Here is a 19981-nt window from a genome sequence, read left to right on the forward strand (position 1 = left end):
ACCAGAAAAGGGGAACAGCAATGCGCATGCGTTATCTGGCTACTTGGGCCACCAGCTTGATCCTCTGCGCCGGGTTGCCGTTGTCCCAGCCGGCACTGGCCGCCACGCTTCCTGCCCAAAACAGCCCAGGAGCAGAAAACAGCGCCCTGCTGCAGCGCCTGAGCCATGCCCACTGGGTGCCGCAGGGCAAGGGCCCCCACGTTCTCTACATGATCTTCGATCCCAATTGCCCCTATTGTCATGTGGTCTTCGACGAACTGCAGCCGCTGATCAAACCCTTGGGCGCGACGGTGCGCTATGTGCCCGTGGGCTATCTTACGCCGTCCAGCCTGGGCAAGGCGGCGGCCATGCTGGAGGCCAAGGATCCTCTTGCCGCCATCACGAAAAACGAACGGGAATTCAACATGGAACACTTCGGCGGCCTGCAGGAGATCCTGCCCAGCCCCGCCACGGAAAAGGCCCTGGAAAAGAACCTCGCCATTCTCCGCGCCACCGGGCAAAGCATCGTGCCGACCCTGATCTACCGGAGCCGCCAGGGCAAGACCGTAATCATCCGCGGAGGGTTGGGCAAGCGCGACATGCGCTCGGTGCTGCGCGATATCGCCCCCTAAGGGCAGCGGCGCGCCCTCCCTGGTGGGAAGGGGCGCGCCGCTGCAAGGATTTCCCCAAGACTCGCCCCCGGCAGCCCCGGGTTGATCGTCCGGGGCGGGAGAAGCGATAACAGCCTTACTTCTTCTGGGCTGCCGCCTTTTCCAACTGCGGTACGCCCATGAGGATGGTGGTATTGGGGGTCTGGGGCAGGCGCGGCAGGGTTTCCTTGGGGAACTTGCCGGTGAGGCTGTCCAGGAAGGCCACCACATCCTTCACCTGCTCGTCATTGAGGTCCTTGCCCAACTGGCAGGCGGCCATGACCCGCACCGCCTGCGGCAAGGTCTGGACCGAGCCGTTGTGGAAATACGGGGCCGTCAGGGCCACGTTGCGCAGGCCGGGCACCTTGTAGTAATACTTGTCGGCGGGGTTGTGGGTGACGTCGAAACGGCCCGGATCCTTCATGAACTGGTACTTCTGCTCATACTTGGCGCATTGCGGATTGGCGGGCTGGAGGGGGAACTTCTGAAAGAATCCCGTACCCATGGGCGTACCGGGGTTGTCGAACATGGGTCCGGCGTGGCAGGTGGCGCAGCCCATGGACTTGAACAGGCCCATCCCCGCCGTGGCGGAGGCATCGAGGGCCTTCTTGTCGCCTTTGACATACTGGTCATAAGGGCTATCGGGGGTGATGAGGGTGCGCTCATAGCTGGCAATGGCCTTGACCACGTTGCCCATGGTGATGGGATCCTTGCCCCCGAAGACCTGGGCAAACTCCTCGCGATAACCGGGGATCTGCTCCAGGCGTTCCACCACCAGCTTGGGATGCATGTCCATTTCCACCGGGTTCTGGATGGGCCCCATGGCCTGCTCCTCCAGACTGTTGGCGCGCCCATCCCAAAACTGCACGGTGTTGAAGGCGGCGTTATAGACGCTCGGCGTGTTCCGGGGGGCGTCCACGCGGCCGAAGACGCCAAAGGACAGGGGCAGATTGTCGGTGCCGTTGCTCGCCACCTGATGGCAGGTGTCGCAGGACTCCGCCCCCGACAAGGAGATCCGTGGATCGAAGTAGAGCTGCTTGCCCAAGGCGATCTTCTCGGGGGTCATGGGGTTGTCCGCCGGCACCGGCACCTTGGCCGGAAATTCACCGAAGGCATGGGCCAAGGAGACGCCGCCGAGACCGACCAGCGCGGCGCCGAGGCCCAAGGCCAAACGTCTGCGGGGACTCCTCGTCGCCGCAGCGGGCTTGGGGTTTTTCGAAGCATCCGTATGGGTATCCATGGTGTTCATTCTGTTCCTCCTGGCCTGAAGCGATCGAAACAACACTGGCGCCGCCTGGCATTCATGACTACGCGCATGGCGGTTCCCAGCCCCTGCAGCATCCTGCAACTTTCCCGACGCGGGTTCTGCTCCAGCGGCATCGATTTTAATTATAATATAATCGTTTGCCATTTCAAATGGATTAATTCCAACTCTTTCCTATAATAAGTTCTGTATGATCGCTAAACAGGTTCCCCAGCCATGCACCAGTACCAAGGCCCATCAGCTCGAGCCGGGAGTCCGCCGCATCCGTCCCGGCGAGCGTCCCTGGCCCTGCTTTTCGCCATGACGGTCCTGCCCTGTGCGCCATGGGCATCCGCCGCACCCATCTATCGCTGGCTTTCCCCTGCCGGAGTGCCCAGCTATGGAGATACCCCGCCTGCCGATGCACGCCATATCACCGTGGTCGGCGAGGAGACGCCCTCGCCGCCATCCCCGCCGCCATCCCCGCCCGCGAGCGGGCCGGCAGCGCCGGAAAGCCCTCCTTCCGGGCCATCCCCTTCCCTGACGCAGGAGGCGATCATCAGCCGCCTCAATCTGCTGACGGCCATCCAGAACTATGAAAACAGCCTGGTTCCCCGTACCCATCCTCCCCACAGCGTCTACGCCCCCGCTTTTCTCTGGCCCTACGGGGGCGGGCCGGGCTTCGCCCAACGGCCGATGCCGCCAGCGCCGCCGCCAGGGCCTCCAGGCCCGCGACCCCAGGCACCAATTTGGGCCAAGCCACCGCCCCCGGCGGGGCCTGGCGCGCCGCAATCTCCTTTCTGGGCATCGCCGCCGCCGTTGGGACCGCGCTGACCGCTCACGGCTACTGACCCCGGATTCCACCTCAAGTAGAATGGCAAGAGCGCAGGGCTGGAGGGAGGAGCGGATCATGATGGTCAAGGTAGCCGCGGTGCAGATGTCGGTGGGTCCCGACGAAGAGGAGAACATCGCCAAGGCCATGCACTGGGCAGGTCTGGCGGCCGATGCGGGGGCACGGATCATCCTCTTGCAGGAGCTTTTCAGCACCCCCTATTTTTGCAAGGATCAGGATCCCCGCTTCCTTGCCCTGGCCCGCGGTCGGGACGAGCACCCGGCGCTGCGCGCCATGCAGGAACTGGCCCGGCGGCGCCAGGTGGTGTTGCCGGTCAGTTTTTTTGAACGGGCAGGCAATGCCTTTTTCAACAGCCTGGTCGTCTTTGACGCCGATGGCAGGGACCTGGGCCTGTACCGCAAGGCGCACATCCCCGACGGACCCGGATACCAGGAAAAATTCTACTTCAGCCCCGGCGACACCGGCTTTCGCGTCTTTCCTACCCGCTATGGCCGGCTGGGCGTCGCCATCTGCTGGGATCAATGGTTTCCCGAGGCGGCCCGGATCATGGCCCTGCGCGGTGCCGAGATGCTTCTCTATCCGACGGCCATCGGCTCGGAACCGCAAGCGCCGGAACTGGACAGCCGCGGCCACTGGACCCGGGTCATGCAGGGTCATGCCGCCGCCAACCTGGTCCCCGTCATCGCCGCCAACCGCATCGGCCGGGAGATCGGCAGAGATGCCGAGATCACCTTTTATGGCGGCTCCTTCATCACCGACCCCACCGGCGCCCTCCTTGCCCAGGCGGACAGGGAGGAGGGCTGGATCAGCGCCGATCTCGACCTCCATGCCATTGCGGCGCAGCGCATCGAATGGGGCCTGTTTCGGGATCGCCGTCCGGATCTCTACGGCGCCATCCATTCCCTGGACGGGGGAGACAGGGACGATGAAACGCATTGGTAGACGGCCGATGCAGCCACCCACCCCGCCCCTTCCCATCGTCGCCCTCAGCGCCTATGAGCGTAACGGCGAGCCTTTTTCCCTGGCCCCCGAGTATGCGGCAGCCGTCTGCCGCGCCGGCGGCCTGCCCGTCCTCTTTCCGCCCCAATGCCCGGGCGGGCTGGATTTCATCCGGCGCTGCGACGCCCTGGTGTTGACCGGCGGCGGCGATATTTCCCCGGATTTTTATGGGGCTGCGGCCGACGAGAGCATTCATGCCGTCCACCCGGACCGGGATGCGGCGGAGATTGGGCTGGCGCGCGCCGCCATCGCCCAAGGTTTGCCCCTCCTGGGCATTTGCCGGGGCATGCAGATCCTGAATGTGGCCTTGGGCGGAACGCTCCATCTGGATCTGCCCAAGACCGTGGGTACCCATGTCCCCCATCGCAGCACCAGCCACACCCCCGTAGCGCATAGCGTGGAAATCCTGGCGGGGAGCACCCTGGCCCGCATACTCGGGAAAAATCAGGTGTGCATCTCTTCCTGGCACCATCAGGCCGTTGCCGTCCTGGCCCCGGGCTTGCGCGTCAGCGCCCAGGCCGCCGACGGCGTCATCGAAGCCGTGGAAATGCCGGAGAACCCCGATGTCCTGGCGGTGCAGTGGCATCCGGAACATACCTGCGCCGACGATCCCGCCCAGCAGGCCCTCTTTCACTGGCTCGTGGAGCGCGCCCGGCGAGGACGGGACGGGCGCGACGCCCCGCCGACAAGCTCAGGCCAAGCGGGTCCGGTGGCGCAGCCAGGCGAGGAAGGCGGGTAGAAGGGAAATCAGGATGATGCCGAGGAGGGCCATGGTCAGATTCTCCTGGAACCAGCGCAGGTGCCCCAGAAAATAACCGGCGCCGAGCAGCCCTCCTACCCATAGCACGGCGCCCACCGCATTGAAGGCGGCAAAGCGGCCATAGGCCATGGCGGCCAGGCCGGCCACAAAGGGCGCAAAGGTGCGGATGATCGGCAGGAAACGGGCAATGATCACCGTCTTTCCCCCATGCCGCCCATAAAAATCCTGGGTCAACCGGAGATGGCGGGCATTGAGCAGGCGCCAGCGCTTCCCGGCGAAGAGCCGCAGACCCCAGCGGCGGCCGATGAAATAATTGGCGGCATCGCCAAGGACCGCGGCGCTGATGAGCAAGAGGGCAAGCACCCATCCCTCCATGATCCCCGAACCGGCCAGGGTGCCGCAGACGAAGAGCAGGGAATCACCGGGCAGGACCGGGGTCACGACGAAGCCGGTCTCGGCAAAGATGATGAGGAAAAGCAATGCATACACCCAGTATCCATAAGCCTGCAGCAGCGCTGCGAGATAACGGTCGAGATGCATGATCACGGTAAAGATTTGCCCCAGTGTATCCATAACCCTCAAGCCCTCATCCTGGATGCGGCCGTTGGCGCAAGCATCCATGCTATCCTTTGGGCGCTGCGCGAAACCGCCGGAAGGGGTTCTTGGGCGCCCCCTGCTTCGCCAAGCATGCTCAGCCCAACCAAAGGAGCACCTGACTGATGTTCAATGACCGTTTCGGCAATGCCCTGCAATTGCTCAATTCCGCCCTTCATCTGTTCATCGCCTTCGCCCTGGCGGCAGCCAGCGTACTGATCATGATCCAGTTCGGCCGGGATGTGCTGGAGGCCTTTCGCGAGCATGTCCTGACGGCCGGCTTTCTCCATGCCCTAGGCACGCTTTTTATCGTTTGGGTCCTGTCAGCCCTGATTTCCGCCGAGATCACCTACATGCGCAACGGGATTTTCCATGTGGAGGTCTTTTTTGAGGTGGCCATGATCACCTTGTTGCGGCAGTTGATCCTGATTCCCGTGGAAGGCGGAGGGACCAACATCCAGCCGGAGGATATCGCCTTCTACGCCCTGATCACCGGGGCCCTGCTGGCTACCGGCATCGCCTACTTCCTCGTCGCCCGCAGCCAGTTGGGCGGCAGCGGCCGGCAATCGCCACAAGGGCTTGGCGACGGCCGCAGCAATGATCATTCGCCGCACGACTCTCGATAACGGGCATAATGCAGGGCGAACAATGCCTCCAGTTCGGCGATGACCTCTTCCGCCGATGCCCCGCCCACTGCATGGCGGGACATGAGGTTGGCCGTATCTCCCAGCAGTTGCTTGGCTTCCAGCATGGCATAACTCTGGCGCAGGCGCTTGATGGCCCCCACCACCGACTCCCCGGCAACGGGGGCCACGATGGACGGTTCCACCAGCGTTGCTGCGGGCTTTTGCGCCTTGCCGCGCGCCTGCAGGAACTCCGCGAAGGCCAGAAGCTGTTCCTGCGCCGGGGCATCCAGATCGCGCAACAACCGCAGGATCCGCCGCTCCCGGCTATTCATTGGCCACCCTCGCTATCCACCTGAAGGGAGAATACCCGCGGCTTGCGGCGCTCCTGCATCAGATTCAGCTCGCGCACCAGGGCCACCACCACGCGATCGGTGGTTTCCTGCATCTGCGGCCATAGGCGGCGCGCCGTCTCCATCAGTTCGCCCACGTTCTCGGGCGCCTCGCGATCCTCTTCCATGATGATGTCTTCAATCATGCCCGGCTTCATTTCCGGATGGAACAGCAGGCCCACGGCCCCCGGCTCGGGCCGGAAGGCAATCCAGTTGCCGGCGTCATCCACCACCAGGGGCGCGATCCCCTCGGGCAGACGGGCCACCCCCGGCGACCAGACCAGCACCTGGGCCCCATCCACCGCCTGGGCAAGGGGATCGTCCCTGCCCGCTTCCGTCGCATGGGCCGTGGTGAAATAGGCATTGTGATAGGGCTCCCGGCGAAGCTCGGCGCCCTCGTACTGGGCCAGCAGCAAGGCCCCGAGGCCCAGGCCCACGACCGGCCGGCCCGCCTTGCGAAAGGCGCCGATGACATTGCGCTCCTGGATGAGCCAGGGGTAGGCATCGCTTTCCAGCGGTGACATGGGGCCGCCCAGCAGGAAAAGGGCATCAAAGGTCAGGGCGCTGCCGGGCAGATCCTGGTTCAGGAACGCGCGGAAATAGCTGAAGCCGATATCCCGCTTTTCCAGTTGGCTCTCGATGAGGCCCAGGAATTCCGAGTAGCTGTGCTGCACGACGGCGAAATGCTTCATTGCCGATCCTCCCGGCGCTTGGGTATGACCAGCATGCTGACCGCGCAACGCTCCTTGGCAAACTCCAGAAACTCGTCCATGACCAGACTGCGGAATTTCTGCTTCTGGTAGACAAAGGAATAGGGCCGGGCCAGGGGGGGATTGAGGGGCTTCGCCACCAGGGAGCCCAGCGCCAGTTCCTTGAGCACGGTCGCCTCGGAAACCACGGCAATGCCCAGGCCACCCTCCACCGCCCCCTTCACCGCCTCCGGGCTGCCCAGTTCCATGGTGATATGCAGATCGTCGGAATCCAGACCGGCATGGTGCAGAAACTCCATGGTCACCTCCCGGGTGCCGGACCCCTCTTCCCGGGATACGAAGGGATAATCCAGGAGCTCCTGGGGAGTGACGCTGTCATGGTCCGCCAGGGGGTGCTCCGGCGGCGCGATCATCACCATGGAATCCATGCAGCACTTGAGGGTGGCCAGGCTCTTGTTGGTCACCGCCCCCTCCACCAGTCCCAGGTCGATGCTGTTGTCCTCGATCATGTGCACGATCTTGTCGGTGTTACCCACATGCAAACGCACCTGAACATCGGGATATTTGATCTTGAAATCGCCGAGGACGCGGGGCAGCATGTATTCGGCGATGGTGGTGCTGGCGCCCAGCAGCAGGTGGCCGCGCAGATCACCCGTCATTTCCCCCACGCGATTGGCCATCTCCGTGTAGAGGGCGATGATCCGTTCCGCGTAGTCGTAGACCACCACCCCCGCCTCGGTGAGGCTGATGCGGTTGTGCGTGCGGTCAAAAAGCCGCGTGTTGAACTGCTCTTCAAGCTGCTTGACCTGAAAGGTCACCGCCGGCTGCGTCATGTGCAGCGTTTCCGCAGCCTTGGTGAAGCTCAGTAAGCGCGCCACCGTATGGAATACCTGTAATCGCCTGTCTGCCATGGAACTCTCTGTCGCTTGCGACTTTACGTCAGTTTAGGGGTATTATCTGAGCGCTTCAATACAGTATTCACGGAGGGTCCCCAATGCCCAAGGCCTGGGAAAAGCTCGATCTGCAGGGCGCCGGAGTGCAGAGTCTACAAATTCGCCTGCGAAAACTCCAGAAAAAAACCCTATGGGCCTATTTGCTCTGGCTGCTCTTCCCCTTTGGCGCCCACCGCTTTTACCTGGAACGGCCCCGGGCCTGGGCCTATCCGGCGGGTACCGCCCTCACCATTGCCCTGGCGCTGAGCGGCATTCCCTGGGCCGCCCTGCTTCCCGGCGCGCTTCTCGTCCTCGCTGCGGGCGTTGACCTCAGCCGCATCCGCGACTGGCAGTCGGCCTACAACAAGGAACTGCGCAAGGCCGCGTGGTTCTCCAAGCAGGCCCCCGCCGCACCGGCCCATTATGCCGGGAGGGAAAACGACGGCCCCGGGGCGGATCAGGAGTGGCAAGCGGAATTCCGGCAATACACCCGCGGCAAGGAGGCCGAGCGCGCCGGCCATCCCGCCGCCGGGGCGCCCGAGAGCCGGGACACGGAAAGCAAGGGCCCCGCAAGCAAAGGATTTGCCAGCGGAAAACGCGCCATGTCCTTTGCCGAACAGGAAAGATTGCTGATGGAAATGGCCAAGGCCCGCAAGCCGGGGGGAACGGCCCAGGAAATCCATGAGCCCCGCGCCGACGAGGCGGGCCGCTAGCACCCGCCGCCCTACTGCTGCTCCTTTTCGTACATGGCGAGATATCGCTCCTTGGGCAGGGGCAGGTTCTGCGCCACCGCCAGCAGGTCCGCCAGGTGGGCGGGATCGCTGAGCCCCACCAGGGCGGTCCCCACTCCCGGCGTAGAGCGCACGAACTGCATGGCGCGCTGGGCGGCGTTGGCCAGTTCGGGCATGGCCGTCTGCAAGGCCGGCACCTCCTCCCGGGCGAGCAAGCCCTTGCCCAAGGGATGGCTGGCCATGACGGTCAGCTTGAGCTGGTAGGCGGCCTGGATGGTGGAGGCGATATTGCCCTGCCCCGTCACCTGGCTGAAGCGCGTATAGGCCTCCGGCATCAGGGCGTTGAAGGGCATCTGGACCACCCGCAGGTGATGGCGGTTGCCCTGCCCGGCCGCCTTCTCCGCCAGGCCGATGAGGCTGGTCAGGGACTGGAAAAGCAGATGGTCCGTCTCCACCCGGCAGGCGTGAAAGGTGGAGATTCCATAATAGCGGAGCTTGCCGGCACGCACCGCATCCTCCAGGGCGGCAAACACCGCCAACAACTTCTGGTGCATCCGTTCCTTGCCAATGAGGGGAATGTGCACTTCCGGCTGATCCACCAGGAAGGCATCCAGGGTCTCCAGACCCGTTTGCCGGCGAACCTGGTCCAGTTGCCAGAGCAGGTATTCCGGACTCAGGCAATGCACGCCCCGGGCCAGATCCTCCTCCTTGCCCAGCCCCTTGGCCGCGATTTCGTCCCGGAAAAATGCGGCGGGGTCTTCCGGCCGGCCCTCGGGAAAGGTGAGAAAGCCGCCCTTGCCGAGGACAAAAAACTCCTCGCGCCGGATGCCCGCCGCCATGGCCCTGGCAATCCCGGCCCCTGCCGCCCGCGGCGCCCGCCCGTAGCGATAATGGGCCCCGGTGTCGATGACGTTGATGCCCGTCTGCAGGGCCTGGGCGACAATGGCGGCAACGGCCACATCCGTCACGTCATCGGCAGCGCCCGGGAAAGTGCCCACCCCCAGAGACGAGAGCTTGATCCGGGTATTGAGGAAATCACTGAAATGCGCCTCGGCCAGCCGATCCTGGAAGCGGGCCACATAGGCCTTGCTGCCCTCGCTGTTGGCGGCACCGGGGATGAGGGACTTTTCCGCATTCACGCAGACGGGCTCCTATGGACAAAAAGGGGGTGATGGGTAAGGAGGTGATGGACGCGATCGCGGCAGTCCGGGCGGATGATCCCCTCCAGAGGCGCATCGTGCAAGCGCAGGAACTGCTCCACATAGCCCGCCGCATCCTCGTCATCGAGGTCCCACTCCACGGCCTCCAGCAACCGCCGGCCTGCCGCCGGCAGGACCGCGTCGAGCTGACGCCCGCTCAGCAGGGCCCACAAACCGGTCCAGCAGCGCGCCAGGGCGATGGGATGATACCCCCCGCCCCCCAGGACCAGCAAGCGCGGACTATCCCGCAATATGCGCCGGGCCACCTCCCAGAAGAGCAGGTTGGAGACCCGGAACTTGCTCAGGGGGTCCGCGGCCAGGATGTCCGTACCCGCCTGCAGCACCACCACGTCGGGAGCGAAGGTCTCCAGCACCCGCGGCCAGAGTTGCGCAAAAACCAGCCGGTATTCGCTGTCGTTCACCTCCGGCGGCAAGGGCAGATTCACCGCAGACCCCGGGTGCTCATCCAGCCCCCCGCCCCGGAAGGGATAGGCATAGGCGGTATCCATGTGGATGGACACCGTCAGGGTATCGGGGTCATGGACGAAAGCCGCCTCCACGCCGTCGCCATGATGGGCATCCATGTCCCAGTAGAGTACGCGCAACCCCGCCCCCCGCAAGCGTTGAATGGCCAATACCGGATCGTTGAGATAACAAAAGCCCCGCGCCTGATGGGGGGCGGCATGGTGCATGCCGCCCGCCGGGCTGAAGGCGTTGCGCCCGGTCAGAACCATCTCCGCCCCCTGGATGCTGGATCCGGCGGCCAGGCATGGCGTAGCGAAAAAACCCGGATAATACGGATTTTCCATGGTGCCCAGTTGATAGACCCGGCGATCGGCATCGCGCACCCCGCCGCGGAATTGGGCCCGCTCATAGGCCTGGATATAGTCGCGGGTATGAAAGCCGAAGAGTTCGCGATGGCTGGCGGGCCGGCCGTCCAGGTATTCGTCGGCGCCCATGGCGCCATAGCTGTTGATGAGATCCAGGGTCAGGGAAACGCGGGGAATGGCCAGGGGATGATTGCTGCCGTAACTGGCCCGCCGGTAGCGTGCGGCGCCGATGAAGGTGGCCGCCCGCCCCGCCTCGCTGTGTTTTCCCAAGCGTTCCCGCTCGCTCATGACTGGTGCCCGCGCAAGCGCAGATAAATCTCGGGCAGCCGCTGCGGCAGACTGTCGATGTGGGGCAACACCAGATAATGCCCGGGGCCGAAGACCAGGGGCAGATATTCGCCGCCGCGGGGGTCGAGGCTGATGCAGAAGGCATGCACCCCACGGTCCTGCGCCTCCTTCACCGCCATGCGCGTATCCTCCTGCAAATAGCGGGAATCGCCGCCGTCGTCATAGTCCGCCGGCCGGCCGTCGGAGAGGATGAGCAGCAGCCGCCGCTGCGCCGGATGTTTTTGCAAGAGCGCCGTGCTGTGGCGAACGGCCGCCCCCATGCGCGTCGCCAGCCGGCCGCTCAGGCCCCCGAGCACGGCCCGGCGCCGGGCATCGAAGGGGTCGCCGAAGCGCTTGATGGGATAGAGCAGGACCTCATCCCGATACTTGCTGGCAAAGCCATAGAGGGCGAAGGGATCCCCCACCTCCACCAGCGCCTCGCCAAACAGCAGCATGGCCGCCCGCAGGCGATCGACAATGCGCACCCCGCCATCCCCCGCCGCCGCCATGATGGAAGTGGAAAGATCCGCCAGCAGCAGCACCGCCGTATCCCGTTGCCGGGGACGCCGTTGCAGATAGATGTTGGCCTTGGGCGCATGGCCGGCGCGACGCTCCACCACATACTGCACCGCCGCCTCCAGATCCGGCTCCTCGCCCTCGAACTGGCGGCGCAAGGGGGCCATGCGCGTCGGCTTCTGCGCCTGCAGGGCGCGCTTCATACGGCGCAAAACCCCCGCATACTCCTTGGCCAGGGCCGCCGCCTCGGCGCCGTCCTCTTCGCGCAGGGCGCGTTCATGGACCCGCGCCCAGCCCTCCTTGTAACTCTGATGGCGATAATCCCATTCCCGGTAGGCAAAGCCCCCTTTGGGAGCCTTGGCGCCACGCCCGGCACCGGTGACCTTGGCGGGCATGGGAATGCCCACCCCCACGCGCCCCCCCGTCCCCTGAATGTCCTCGGGCGGAATCTCCAGGTCCGGATCATTGCCCGCCGCCTCCTGGGGCATCTCCCGGGGCTCCTCCTCGTGCCCCGCCGCCCCCAGCCCCCCATCCCCATCCAGCTCCATCTCCTCCCGCGCCGGATGCCGGCGCGTCGGGTACACCGGCCGCGCCGCATTGGGCGAGCGCCCCGGCAGATAGGCCTGGGACCGATCCGCCAGGCCCAGGGGCGGCAGATCCGTGTCTCCATAGCGTTCCAGGGCCACGCGGAAGCTGTCCACGATACCGCTGCGGGGCTGCGCCAAGGCCGTCAGATCCTCGGGCAAGGTCCCCGCCCCAAGCTGCGCCAGCATCCCGAGGGCGGCATCATAATAGGCCCCCGCCACCCCTGTCGGCCTCCCCCGCCGCTGCGCCAGGCGCAGCAGACGCGCCGCATAGCCGGGCATTTCCCGGTCCAGACAGGCATCCACGCGCAGATCCTCGCAGAGATCGAAGATCATCTGGAAGCGCAGCAGATCCTGGCCGAATTGCGCGAAAAGGGGCCGCCAGGTCACCCGCTGCTCGGCGTCCAGGGGCGGATGGGCCATGCCCAACTCCCGAAAGAGGGCGTGAATGGCCTCCTCCTCATAGCTGCCGAAGGCCAGATGGGCACCCGTATGATAAAAGGCCAGCAGGGCCTCCTCCCGATCCGGCATCACCGCCGGCACGAAGAGGCTGCGGCCGTCCGTCTCCACAAAGGCCCGCCCCCCCTCGGCGCTCCAGTCGCCATCCTCCAGGGGCGGTTGTAGCCCCGTCCAGGCCTGCAGCAGCAAGAGGAACAAACGCTTGTGGACCCCCAGGCGAAAGCCCGGCAGAATCTCCAGCAGGAAGCTGCGCGCCTCCTCGCTCTCCAGGCGAAACCAGGCCTCGCCGCGCACCCGACCCGCCGCCAGCACATCGGCGCCCCGCCGTGCCCATTCCGCCACCCCTTCCAGACCACAGAGGGCGCGCACCCGGAGGGCCCCCGGCAGATAGGTCCCCAGCCCCAGGCGACCCTGCAGCAAGGCCTCCGCCGGCGCCATGAGCGCCTGCAGACCCGCCACCCCCTCGCTACCGAAAAGCGTCAATACCGGCAGACGGAAATAAGCCGCCGCACTGTCCACATGCTGGGCCAGCCAGCGCGTCCCCACATCGAACCAGACCAACTCCGCCTCGGCCCCCAAGGTCCGGCGCAAGGCCGCCGCCTGGGCAAAAAAGCCCACCGCCGCCCGAAAGGTACCGCGCTGGGTCAGGAAGACGCGCGACTGCTCCAGCCAGGGGTCCAGGCCGCCAAAGGCCGCCACCAGCTCCGCCGTCCCATGGAAAAATCCCTTTCCCGCCTCGCGGTCGTAGAAAAAGAGGTCCCGTCCCGTTTCCAGATAGCGCAACTCCGCCGCCGCGCCCAAGGGCGCCACCGCCGGCAGGGCCGCCCGGGCATCCCGGCCGGCCACGAAGCTCACCGCCGCCAGATGCTCCAGAATCTCCTCAGTCACCGCCGCCATGCTCCCCCCATCTGCACCCTGCACCCTGCACCCTTCCACCCAACCCGGATCCGGCAGCACCCGTTTTCCACCGAAAACAAGGAAACGGCGGTCAACGGAACATGCCGGTGCGTTCCGTAATTCCCGAGCGCAACGGCGCCTTATCCCTTGTCCGGGAAAAAGGCGCGGAAGATCTCCAAGAGGGCCTCCGCCAGCTCCGGATCATCGGTCTGCGGGTTGATGATGGCCACTTGGCAGGACTCCAGGGCATCCAGCCCCGAGCCCATCAAGTCGCCGGCATAGACCAGCGCCCGCGTCGAAGTCACCTCCTGCAAGCCCTGATCCTTCAGGTTCCGCGCCTTCCCCGCCGCCGCCACCAGCGCCTGGGCCCGCGCCTCGTCCAGCCCCGTCTCCCGCATGATGATGCGCGTCTCCAGCTCGGCCGGCGGATAAGTGAAGTTCAGTCCCACAAAGCGTTGCTTGGTGGAGGGTTTGAGATCCTTGAGCACCGTCTGATAACCCGGGTTATAGGAGATCACCAGCATGAAATCCGGGTGCGCCGTGAGTTCGATGCCCAGCTTCTCGATGGGCAAATGGCGGCGATGGTCCGTCAGCGGATGGATCACCACCGTCGTATCCGTGCGCGCCTCCACCACCTCATCCAGATAGCAGATGGCCCCCTCCCGCACCGCCTTGGTCAGGGGACCATCCTGCCAAACCGTCTCATCGCCCTCGATGAGGTAGCGCCCCACCAGATCCGAACTGGTCAGGTCCTCATGGCAGGCCACCGTCACCAGCGGCCGCTTGAGCCGCCACGCCATGTGCTCCAGGAAGCGGGTCTTGCCGCAGCCCGTCGGCCCCTTGAGCATCACCGGCAGGCGCTTGCTCCAGGCCGCCATGAACACCCTCAGTTCATTGCCCACGGGCTGATAAAAAGGCTCTTCCAGCAACAAGCGCAAGCCGCTGGGTTGCCCCGATTTTCCCTCACTCATGCATGATCCCCTTGTGCATCCTGTTGTTCCGCGTGACTGCGCAAGTACAGCACGATATGGCGCAAGGTATGCATCACCATGCGCTCGGGCTGGGCCGGTAAGGCATCCTCCCGCCCCGCCGCCAGGCAATTGCGGTAGTAAATCAGTTCCCGGCAGTTATCGCGGATGGTGTTCCAGTGGGGTGCCCCTTTCACCAGGGTTTTCCACAAGTCCAGCAGTTCCGCATCGCTGGCCCAAGGCTTGCGCTCCGCCTTCAGCATGACCCGCAACAGCGCCTCGGCCTCGGCGATCCCCGCCTCCACCAACTCCACCAAGGGCATTGGCGACGCCGCCTGCCGCTGCGCCAACGCCTCCACCTGCGCGCTCACTTTCTCCAGATCTGCCAGCACATCGGGCTTATTCGTCATATTGCTCCTCTATGGTGCCTACCACTGCGTCCGTTTTTCGTCTAGGATAAAGAAGTTTTGCCTGAAGTCGTTCACAATTCATTTTATATCGCGATAAGAAGGGGCTTTTATGAGCGCGCACCTGATCAAGATGGTCAAACTCAACAATCTGCAATACAACGCCAACCGGGACCCCCAGGTCTACCGCCGCGTGGTGGGACACCCCTACCGCATCCAGGCCATGCTCGAAGGCAAGGGCCCGGCCAAGGTCGCCGTCACCTGCGAAGGCAAGGTCCTGAAGGAAGCCACCATCGACATGCCCGGCACCTTCTCCTATGAACTCACCTTCAAGGACCCCGGCACCCGCATCGCCACCCTCAGCGTGAGCGCCGACGGCCGGAGCGAGAGTCAGGAGCTGCGCCTGGACACCGAGGCCCACGCCAAGGTCGGCTAGGACAGCCAACGGGGCGGGCCGCGCGCAATTGCGGCCTGCCGCGCCCCTACCAGCCAAACTGGGCAAAAAACTCCGGCAGACGCGCCAGGGTTTCCTCCCGCCCGAAAAAACGGTCGGCCCGCGCCATGCGCGCGGCATCCCGTTGTCCCTGGTCCCCGCCCACGCAGAAGATGGCGATGTTCAACTGATATTCCCGGCGAATGGTATCCACCAGGCCCACCGGATCCTCCACCACCGTGTCGTCCAGATTCAGCAGCAAAAAGCGATGCAGCAGGATCTCCTGCCACGCCCCCAGATCCTCCAGATCCGTCACCGCCACCATCTCCCAACCCGCAGGCGCCGCCGCGGCAATGGCCGCATTCAGATCGACATCACTGCTCACCACGATGAAACGCTTGCGCATCCGATCCGTTATGCTCGGCATTCTCCCTCCCCTCCCTTTGTTTCATTCAAGACTCGGCTGTTGGCGGAGGGATTTCGCCGCGACTTCGGCCCGCGCCGTCGTTGTTCTAGGCGAAATCCCGCGCCCGGCAGGCGAACTGTTTGAGCCCGCAGGGCGAGTTTTCGCCTGCCAGCGGGATGAGCCGTAGAACAACAGGCAAGGACCGCCGGAGCAAAAAAATCCCTCCGCCCACTGCCGAGTCTTGAATCAGTCAGCCCACACCGCCGTCGCCAGCAGGCGCTCCCGCCACAAGGGCGCGGCCGCCCCCAGGGCCCGCTCCAGCATCTGCGCGACACTTCCATCCTCCGGCCCCAGGCCGCCCAAACTCTCGCCGAGGCCGGCAGGAAAGGCGCTCCCCGCCACGCGCCGGAAGCGGCCGGCATCGGTCCACACCCGCAGCCATTGCCCCCCGTCCCAGTGCCGTTCCGTAAGAAAGGCGCCGGCCTTCAGCTTGATCCCGTTGGGCACCCGCCGCCGGGCATCCTCCTCCCAGTCCAGGTCATCCAGCTCCTCCCGGGCCACCGCCATGGCCGACCGCTCCGCCGCGCTGGGCGCGGACGGCCGCAGACGCCAGCCCTGGGCCGCCAGGGCCGCCCAGAAGGCCTCCGCCACGGCCGCCGGGGCAACGCCGCCCACGCCCTCCCCCGCCCAGGACGTCAGACTCCCGCCCAGGGCCTCCCCCAGCCACTCCCGGTAGCCCGGCGACGGCGCCGCCACGCAGCGCGCGAAGGCCGTTTGAGCGAAATCCAGGAGGAAGCTCCCGCCCAGGATCAGGGTATGACCCAGGGTGGCCGCCCCCGTACCGCCGATCTTCCGGCCGCGGCACCAGAAATCCTGGCCGCCGGTCCCCGCCACCGGCAAGCCGAAGGCCTGATGCACCGCCTCCACCACCGGAGCCGCCAGGGAAAAGGCCGCCGCCGGCCGCGCCGGGCCGCTGCCCGCAGGAAAGAGGAAGAAATAATTGAGCTGCCGGGCATCCACCCAGACCGTACCGCCCCCCAAAGGACGGCGCAGGACGGGCACCCCGTAGCGCCGACACGCCGCCCGATCCAGTTCCGCCGCCGCCCCTTGGGCCGCCCCCAGGCTCAGATGTCCGCCGCTGCGCGCCAGCAGGACCACGGGCGGGGCACCCGCCCCCTGCGCCTCCGCCATGCCCGCGTAGCCCGCATGGAGGCCCAGGGGGTCGAGCAGCCCCAGATCCAGCCGCCGCCCTTCCATGGCCAGGGCCAGCGGATCTCAGTCCGCGGCGGCGCCGGCCGCCTCGCGTCCCTCGCGGGGCCGGTAAAAGGCCGAGAAGTAAAAGTCGCGCTGGTTCAACGCCTCCAGCCAGCGGGCCCGCTCCTCTACCCCCGCCTGCATGATCCCGGCCATGGCCATGGACTGCTCGCTGTCGAGGATCAGGATCGTATCCTGCAAGTCCTCGTCCAGTTCGATGAAGTGGGCGGCCAGCCCCTCGGGCTGCTGGACATGCACCAGGAAGGATTGGCACGACGCATCCTCCGGATCCAGGGGCGTCATCACCAGCCGCCCCAGGTAGGCCATCCGCGCCAGTTGATTGAAGCGGGGAATCTCCAGCTTCTTCCCCTTCTTGTACTTGTTCAGTTCGTTCTTCAGGCTGCTCACATCGGTGATCGGTATGGACTTCATGGCTTTCCCTAGCATTCAGGTCAGGTATATTCTGACCCAGAACGCCCCCCGACGGCAAGCCGGGCGGGCGTTGGATATAAAAAAGGGAGACGGTCGCCCGTCTCCCGGATACCCTGAGGAGGGATATTGCTTAGAAGTCGTAACCGACCTGGATACCGAAAGAGTTTTCGGTAAGAGTCGCACTGGCGGGCTGAATAGGAATACCGAACTGCTGCGCAGCCCCAGCGTATGGGGAAGTACCAGAAATCGTATTGGAGAACTCATGCATATAGGCCTCCGTCAACTTCCAGCCCATGCCTAGCTTCTGAGTCGAACCAACAGTAACCGCATTTTGCACTACGGCAGGGAAAATCAGGTTAGAGCCCGTATCCTTATTGCTGATGGGGTTGGATCCATAGGTATAACCAGCCCGCACCTGCAACCAGTTGTTCACGTCATATTGGGTACCGATATTGGCTACCCATTGGTTGCTCCAGTGCATGGGGAGACCAACGGATGATTGCCCGACCCACGGACCGTATATGTTGAAAGTGTTCATGGTGGCACGCCAGTTGATCCACTGCCCCTCGACACTGATCAACCACTGCGGGATAGGACGGATGGCAATACCCAAAGCAACCTGCTGCGGATAATTGAGATGGCCACTATACTGGCCCGGTTGGCCTGTAACAGGAGTTCCATTGGGATTTTGCCCAAGTTCACTCGTTTCCTGCCACGTCATGGAAGTGAAGGCTATTGGTGACTTATAGGTAGCGCCCAAGGTGACCATGTCATTCACCTTGTACAGAACGCCCAAGGTCGCCCCAACGCCATAGGCCCATGACGGGCTGGCAAGATTCAGACCGCCTGGAGTGCCCGGATAAAAATTTTGGAAACCACTTGCCGTCTGCTGAAAAGACCCTTGTTCTGCCGCCAGATTCAATGACGCACCTACGGCCAGACGATCGTTCACCTTCCATGCTACTGAAGGCGCCATCTGCATGAAGGTAATGCTGCTATAGGCTTGTATCGTGCCGAATGGCGTATTGGGTTGTAGATAATTAACACCAAGACCGGAGGTACCGTAAACACCGCCACCAAATACCCAATTCTTGGCAAAGGCCGGAGCTACCCAACCAATGGCTGGCACACCATATACATTGCTGCTACTACCCGTTTCACCGAAACCGAAATTTGTGCGCCGGGTCGGGTTGAAGATCTCCGCCGAGAAGGCCGCCTGCGGCGTCAAGAAGGCCAGGCCGGCGGGATTGCTCATGGCCGCGGAAAGAGGATCATCGGGAGCCGCGACAACGGCGCCGGCCATGCCCACCGCATACTGACCAATACCAATCAACTGATAGCCGTCCGTGGCCAGCGCGCCAGCGGAAAAACCCAGCGCCACGGCTGCCCCGACTGCCACGCTTAAGATGCGCGATTTTTTCATAATCTCCTCCACCCTCTGTCTTGTTGCGAATGACGTCAATGATTGTGGTAGATCTATCACAGCGATGCAAGGCCTTTTGCTCTCTCAATTTTTTTATTGAATGATTAAGCAGCGCAATGCAAGCATCTGAGCAAAAACTGTATTAGGCCTTCATAATGCACAACGGGGCCAAGAGGCCCCGTTGTCATTAACCCAACATTCCCGAGTAAAATGCTTATATTCTAATCCGTAAACTGCAAATCCTGCAGACGCATCTGGCGGCGCACGATCTCCACGTCTTCCTTGTTCAGGGCAAAGGGGAAGGAGCGGATATCCGAAGGCGAGGAATCCCCATAGGGACGGTTGCAGGCGCTGACTTCCTCATCGTCCTTGCCGGGGCAGCCGGAGGTCTGGAAGGGCTTGCCCGAGCTGATGATCGCCTCCAGCTCGTCGCGGGGATAGCCGAAGTCCTCCACCCGGCCATGGGCGTCAAAGCGCATGTCCTCATAGCGGCCCCCCGCGTAGTCGATGAGGAAGCGGCCCAACTGCACCCGCCGCCAGTGATCCTGGGGCACCGGGTCCCAGTCCTCCATCATGGAGCCCTTCTCCGGGAAGAAGGCGAACATGTGGTTGTGTCCGCCCATGTCCTTCATCTTCTGGCAGACTTCCAATATCTCCTGCTCCGTCTCGCCCATGCCGCAGATGAGGTGCGCACCGAACTTCTCCGGGCCGTAGATCTCGGCGGCCCATTCGATGGTCTGCCAGTATTTGTCCCAGGAGTGGGGACTCTGCACCGTCTTGCCGCGGGTGCGCTCGAAGATTTCCGGCGTCACCGCATCCAGGGCCACCGTGAAGATATCCGCGCCCATGGCCTTGAGGTCGATGAGGTCCTGCTTGTCCATGGTCGTCGGGTTGGAGAGGATGGAAACGGGGATGTGCGGCGCCACTTCCATCCAGCGCTTGAGCATCACCTGGGTATCATGATCCGAATCCGGATGGGTGATCATGCTGATGCACATGCGCTGGAACTGCCCCTTGTCGCCGCCCCGGGCGATCCGCTCCAGCATCTCGTCCACGCGCACCGTCGGCCAGTCCACCCGGATGAAGTTGCGGTCGGCATAATCCCGGCTTTCTTCCCGATGCCGCGCCAGGCCGCAATAGGTGCAGTTGGCGCGACAACCCTCGGGGTAGGTCATGAGCAGATTCAGGCAATGGGTGCAGGCCGTCCGATGCATGACGCCCGGCACCAGACCCAGGGTGATGGCCGCCGCGGTACTGAGCTGGACATACTCGGGGGACCGCATTTCCGGAGTTTTGACAAAGTAATCCGGACGATAAAACGTCAAGGACTGCGCATTGGATTCTTGCACGACCGCACTCATGGGAAGCTCCTCCTGTCAT

Annotated in this window: 22 protein-coding genes; 7 read left to right on the forward strand and 15 right to left on the reverse strand. The window is 64.2% G+C overall.

The genetic code is table 11. The features are described 5' to 3' along the window. On the forward strand, window positions 1-611 hold a 611-nt coding region (locus ACP5MM_RS07305; protein ID WP_427934331.1), incomplete at its 5' end, for a thioredoxin fold domain-containing protein. A 115-nt stretch (window positions 612-726) separates the two neighbouring features. On the opposite strand, the gene ACP5MM_RS07310 is transcribed toward ACP5MM_RS07305, so the two are convergent. Next, on the reverse strand, window positions 727-1878 hold the full coding sequence (locus tag ACP5MM_RS07310) for a cytochrome-c peroxidase (RefSeq protein ID WP_427930618.1): 1152 nt from the start codon (window positions 1876-1878) through the stop codon (window positions 727-729). 315 nt (window positions 1879-2193) lie between these two features. Here ACP5MM_RS07310 and ACP5MM_RS07315 point away from each other — a divergent pair, with 315 nt between their 5' ends. From ACP5MM_RS07315 to ACP5MM_RS07325, 3 genes are all read left to right on the forward strand, one after another. After that, the gene (locus tag ACP5MM_RS07315) at window positions 2194-2706 is read left to right on the forward strand and encodes a DUF4124 domain-containing protein (protein ID WP_427934332.1); all 513 of its coding nucleotides are present in this window, start codon (window positions 2194-2196) and stop codon (window positions 2704-2706) included. A 76-nt stretch (window positions 2707-2782) separates the two neighbouring features. Next, window positions 2783-3667, forward strand: coding sequence for an N-carbamoylputrescine amidase (aguB, locus tag ACP5MM_RS07320; protein ID WP_427930616.1), 885 nt, complete (start codon window positions 2783-2785; stop codon window positions 3665-3667). A gap of 7 nt (window positions 3668-3674) precedes the next feature. Beyond that, the gene (locus tag ACP5MM_RS07325) at window positions 3675-4463 is read left to right on the forward strand and encodes a gamma-glutamyl-gamma-aminobutyrate hydrolase family protein (protein WP_427934333.1); all 789 of its coding nucleotides are present in this window, start codon (window positions 3675-3677) and stop codon (window positions 4461-4463) included. Here the strand turns inward: ACP5MM_RS07325 and ACP5MM_RS07330 are convergent. Beyond that, window positions 4416-5105: a VTT domain-containing protein gene (locus tag ACP5MM_RS07330; RefSeq protein WP_427934334.1), complete on the reverse strand. Its 690-nt coding sequence runs from the start codon at window positions 5103-5105 to the stop codon at window positions 4416-4418. The two genes, ACP5MM_RS07325 and ACP5MM_RS07330, sit on opposite strands and share 48 nt — an antisense overlap. Window positions 5106-5203: 98 nt before the next feature. Between ACP5MM_RS07330 and ACP5MM_RS07335 the strand changes: the two genes are divergently transcribed. Next, complete coding sequence (locus tag ACP5MM_RS07335) at window positions 5204-5704, forward strand: phosphate-starvation-inducible PsiE family protein (protein WP_427930613.1); 501 nt, start codon at window positions 5204-5206, stop codon at window positions 5702-5704. Here the strand turns inward: ACP5MM_RS07335 and ACP5MM_RS07340 are convergent. The 3 genes from ACP5MM_RS07340 to ACP5MM_RS07350 are packed head-to-tail and all read right to left on the reverse strand — an operon-like array spanning window position 5680 to window position 7714. After that, complete coding sequence (locus tag ACP5MM_RS07340; RefSeq protein WP_427930612.1) at window positions 5680-6036, reverse strand: hypothetical protein; 357 nt, start codon at window positions 6034-6036, stop codon at window positions 5680-5682. The genes ACP5MM_RS07335 and ACP5MM_RS07340 overlap by 25 nt on opposite strands. Beyond that, complete coding sequence (locus ACP5MM_RS07345) at window positions 6033-6785, reverse strand: type 1 glutamine amidotransferase (RefSeq protein ID WP_427930611.1); 753 nt, start codon at window positions 6783-6785, stop codon at window positions 6033-6035. Before ACP5MM_RS07345 ends, ACP5MM_RS07340 begins: the two co-directional genes overlap by 4 nt. Then, window positions 6782-7714 (reverse strand): LysR family transcriptional regulator, encoded by a 933-nt coding sequence (locus ACP5MM_RS07350; RefSeq protein ID WP_427930610.1) that lies wholly within the window; start codon window positions 7712-7714, stop codon window positions 6782-6784. Before ACP5MM_RS07350 ends, ACP5MM_RS07345 begins: the two co-directional genes overlap by 4 nt. An 83-nt stretch (window positions 7715-7797) precedes the next feature. Here ACP5MM_RS07350 and ACP5MM_RS07355 point away from each other — a divergent pair, with 83 nt between their 5' ends. Further along, window positions 7798-8448, forward strand: a complete 651-nt coding sequence (locus ACP5MM_RS07355; RefSeq protein WP_427930609.1) for a TM2 domain-containing protein — start codon at window positions 7798-7800, stop codon at window positions 8446-8448. Between the two features lie 11 nt (window positions 8449-8459). Here the strand turns inward: ACP5MM_RS07355 and ACP5MM_RS07360 are convergent, their stop codons facing one another. The 5 genes from ACP5MM_RS07360 to ACP5MM_RS07380 form a co-directional block, all read right to left on the reverse strand. Continuing rightward, window positions 8460-9605 (reverse strand): aldo/keto reductase, encoded by a 1146-nt coding sequence (locus tag ACP5MM_RS07360; protein WP_427930608.1) that lies wholly within the window; start codon window positions 9603-9605, stop codon window positions 8460-8462. Next, complete coding sequence (locus ACP5MM_RS07365) at window positions 9602-10783, reverse strand: acetoin utilization protein AcuC (RefSeq protein ID WP_427934335.1); 1182 nt, start codon at window positions 10781-10783, stop codon at window positions 9602-9604. The genes ACP5MM_RS07360 and ACP5MM_RS07365 overlap by 4 nt, the downstream gene beginning before the upstream one ends. Next, on the reverse strand, window positions 10780-13278 hold the full coding sequence (locus ACP5MM_RS07370; protein ID WP_427934336.1) for a nitric oxide reductase activation protein NorD: 2499 nt from the start codon (window positions 13276-13278) through the stop codon (window positions 10780-10782). Before ACP5MM_RS07370 ends, ACP5MM_RS07365 begins: the two co-directional genes overlap by 4 nt. Before the next feature lie 140 nt (window positions 13279-13418). Next, the gene (locus ACP5MM_RS07375) at window positions 13419-14249 is read right to left on the reverse strand and encodes a CbbQ/NirQ/NorQ/GpvN family protein (RefSeq protein WP_427930605.1); all 831 of its coding nucleotides are present in this window, start codon (window positions 14247-14249) and stop codon (window positions 13419-13421) included. Beyond that, window positions 14246-14656 carry a hypothetical protein gene (locus ACP5MM_RS07380; protein WP_427934337.1) on the reverse strand — a complete coding sequence of 137 codons (411 nt, stop codon included), beginning with the start codon at window positions 14654-14656 and terminating at the stop codon, window positions 14246-14248. Before ACP5MM_RS07380 ends, ACP5MM_RS07375 begins: the two co-directional genes overlap by 4 nt. Window positions 14657-14765: 109 nt before the next feature. Here ACP5MM_RS07380 and ACP5MM_RS07385 point away from each other — a divergent pair, with 109 nt between their 5' ends. After that, the gene (locus ACP5MM_RS07385; protein ID WP_427930603.1) at window positions 14766-15089 is read left to right on the forward strand and encodes a hypothetical protein; all 324 of its coding nucleotides are present in this window, start codon (window positions 14766-14768) and stop codon (window positions 15087-15089) included. A 46-nt stretch (window positions 15090-15135) separates the two neighbouring features. Here ACP5MM_RS07385 and ACP5MM_RS07390 read toward each other — a convergent pair whose 3' ends face one another. The 5 genes from ACP5MM_RS07390 to ACP5MM_RS07410 form a co-directional block, all read right to left on the reverse strand. Then, window positions 15136-15513, reverse strand: coding sequence for a hypothetical protein (locus ACP5MM_RS07390; protein WP_427930602.1), 378 nt, complete (start codon window positions 15511-15513; stop codon window positions 15136-15138). A 225-nt stretch (window positions 15514-15738) separates the two neighbouring features. Next, on the reverse strand, window positions 15739-16749 hold the full coding sequence (locus ACP5MM_RS07395) for a lipoate--protein ligase family protein (protein ID WP_427930601.1): 1011 nt from the start codon (window positions 16747-16749) through the stop codon (window positions 15739-15741). 18 nt (window positions 16750-16767) lie between these two features. Continuing rightward, window positions 16768-17178, reverse strand: coding sequence for a hypothetical protein (locus ACP5MM_RS07400; RefSeq protein WP_427930600.1), 411 nt, complete (start codon window positions 17176-17178; stop codon window positions 16768-16770). A 130-nt stretch (window positions 17179-17308) separates the two neighbouring features. Then, entirely contained in the window at window positions 17309-18601 is a 1293-nt protein-coding gene (locus ACP5MM_RS07405; RefSeq protein ID WP_427934338.1) for an OmpP1/FadL family transporter, read from the reverse strand. A 221-nt stretch (window positions 18602-18822) separates the two neighbouring features. Next, window positions 18823-19962 (reverse strand): radical SAM protein, encoded by a 1140-nt coding sequence (locus ACP5MM_RS07410; RefSeq protein ID WP_427930598.1) that lies wholly within the window; start codon window positions 19960-19962, stop codon window positions 18823-18825. Window positions 19963-19981: the final 19 nt, after the last annotated feature.

It is taken from the genome of Acidithiobacillus sp. (assembly GCF_049965315.1).
Classification (GTDB): domain Bacteria; phylum Pseudomonadota; class Gammaproteobacteria; order Acidithiobacillales; family Acidithiobacillaceae; genus Acidithiobacillus_B.

Excerpts from the sequence above, each read along its gene's own strand:
- ACP5MM_RS07315 (WP_427934332.1), top strand. The coding sequence starts at position 2,194 with ATGACGGTCCTGCCCTGTGCGCCATGGGCATCCGCCGCACCCATCTAT.
- ACP5MM_RS07405 (WP_427934338.1), bottom strand. The coding sequence starts at position 18,601 with ATGAAAAAATCGCGCATCTTAAGCGTGGCAGTCGGGGCAGCCGTGGCG.
- ACP5MM_RS07350 (WP_427930610.1), bottom strand. The coding sequence starts at position 7,714 with ATGGCAGACAGGCGATTACAGGTATTCCATACGGTGGCGCGCTTACTG.
- ACP5MM_RS07355 (WP_427930609.1), top strand. The coding sequence starts at position 7,798 with ATGCCCAAGGCCTGGGAAAAGCTCGATCTGCAGGGCGCCGGAGTGCAG.
- ACP5MM_RS07370 (WP_427934336.1), bottom strand. The coding sequence starts at position 13,278 with ATGGCGGCGGTGACTGAGGAGATTCTGGAGCATCTGGCGGCGGTGAGC.
- aguB (WP_427930616.1), top strand. The coding sequence starts at position 2,783 with ATGATGGTCAAGGTAGCCGCGGTGCAGATGTCGGTGGGTCCCGACGAA.
- ACP5MM_RS07335 (WP_427930613.1), top strand. The coding sequence starts at position 5,204 with ATGTTCAATGACCGTTTCGGCAATGCCCTGCAATTGCTCAATTCCGCC.
- ACP5MM_RS07400 (WP_427930600.1), bottom strand. The coding sequence starts at position 17,178 with ATGAAGTCCATACCGATCACCGATGTGAGCAGCCTGAAGAACGAACTG.
- ACP5MM_RS07385 (WP_427930603.1), top strand. The coding sequence starts at position 14,766 with ATGAGCGCGCACCTGATCAAGATGGTCAAACTCAACAATCTGCAATAC.
- ACP5MM_RS07345 (WP_427930611.1), bottom strand. The coding sequence starts at position 6,785 with ATGAAGCATTTCGCCGTCGTGCAGCACAGCTACTCGGAATTCCTGGGC.
- ACP5MM_RS07410 (WP_427930598.1), bottom strand. The coding sequence starts at position 19,962 with ATGAGTGCGGTCGTGCAAGAATCCAATGCGCAGTCCTTGACGTTTTAT.
- ACP5MM_RS07340 (WP_427930612.1), bottom strand. The coding sequence starts at position 6,036 with ATGAATAGCCGGGAGCGGCGGATCCTGCGGTTGTTGCGCGATCTGGAT.
- ACP5MM_RS07375 (WP_427930605.1), bottom strand. The coding sequence starts at position 14,249 with ATGAGTGAGGGAAAATCGGGGCAACCCAGCGGCTTGCGCTTGTTGCTG.
- ACP5MM_RS07390 (WP_427930602.1), bottom strand. The coding sequence starts at position 15,513 with ATGCCGAGCATAACGGATCGGATGCGCAAGCGTTTCATCGTGGTGAGC.
- ACP5MM_RS07380 (WP_427934337.1), bottom strand. The coding sequence starts at position 14,656 with ATGACGAATAAGCCCGATGTGCTGGCAGATCTGGAGAAAGTGAGCGCG.
- ACP5MM_RS07310 (WP_427930618.1), bottom strand. The coding sequence starts at position 1,878 with ATGAACACCATGGATACCCATACGGATGCTTCGAAAAACCCCAAGCCC.
- ACP5MM_RS07330 (WP_427934334.1), bottom strand. The coding sequence starts at position 5,105 with ATGGATGCTTGCGCCAACGGCCGCATCCAGGATGAGGGCTTGAGGGTT.
- ACP5MM_RS07395 (WP_427930601.1), bottom strand. The coding sequence starts at position 16,749 with ATGGAAGGGCGGCGGCTGGATCTGGGGCTGCTCGACCCCCTGGGCCTC.
- ACP5MM_RS07325 (WP_427934333.1), top strand. The coding sequence starts at position 3,675 with ATGCAGCCACCCACCCCGCCCCTTCCCATCGTCGCCCTCAGCGCCTAT.
- ACP5MM_RS07365 (WP_427934335.1), bottom strand. The coding sequence starts at position 10,783 with ATGAGCGAGCGGGAACGCTTGGGAAAACACAGCGAGGCGGGGCGGGCG.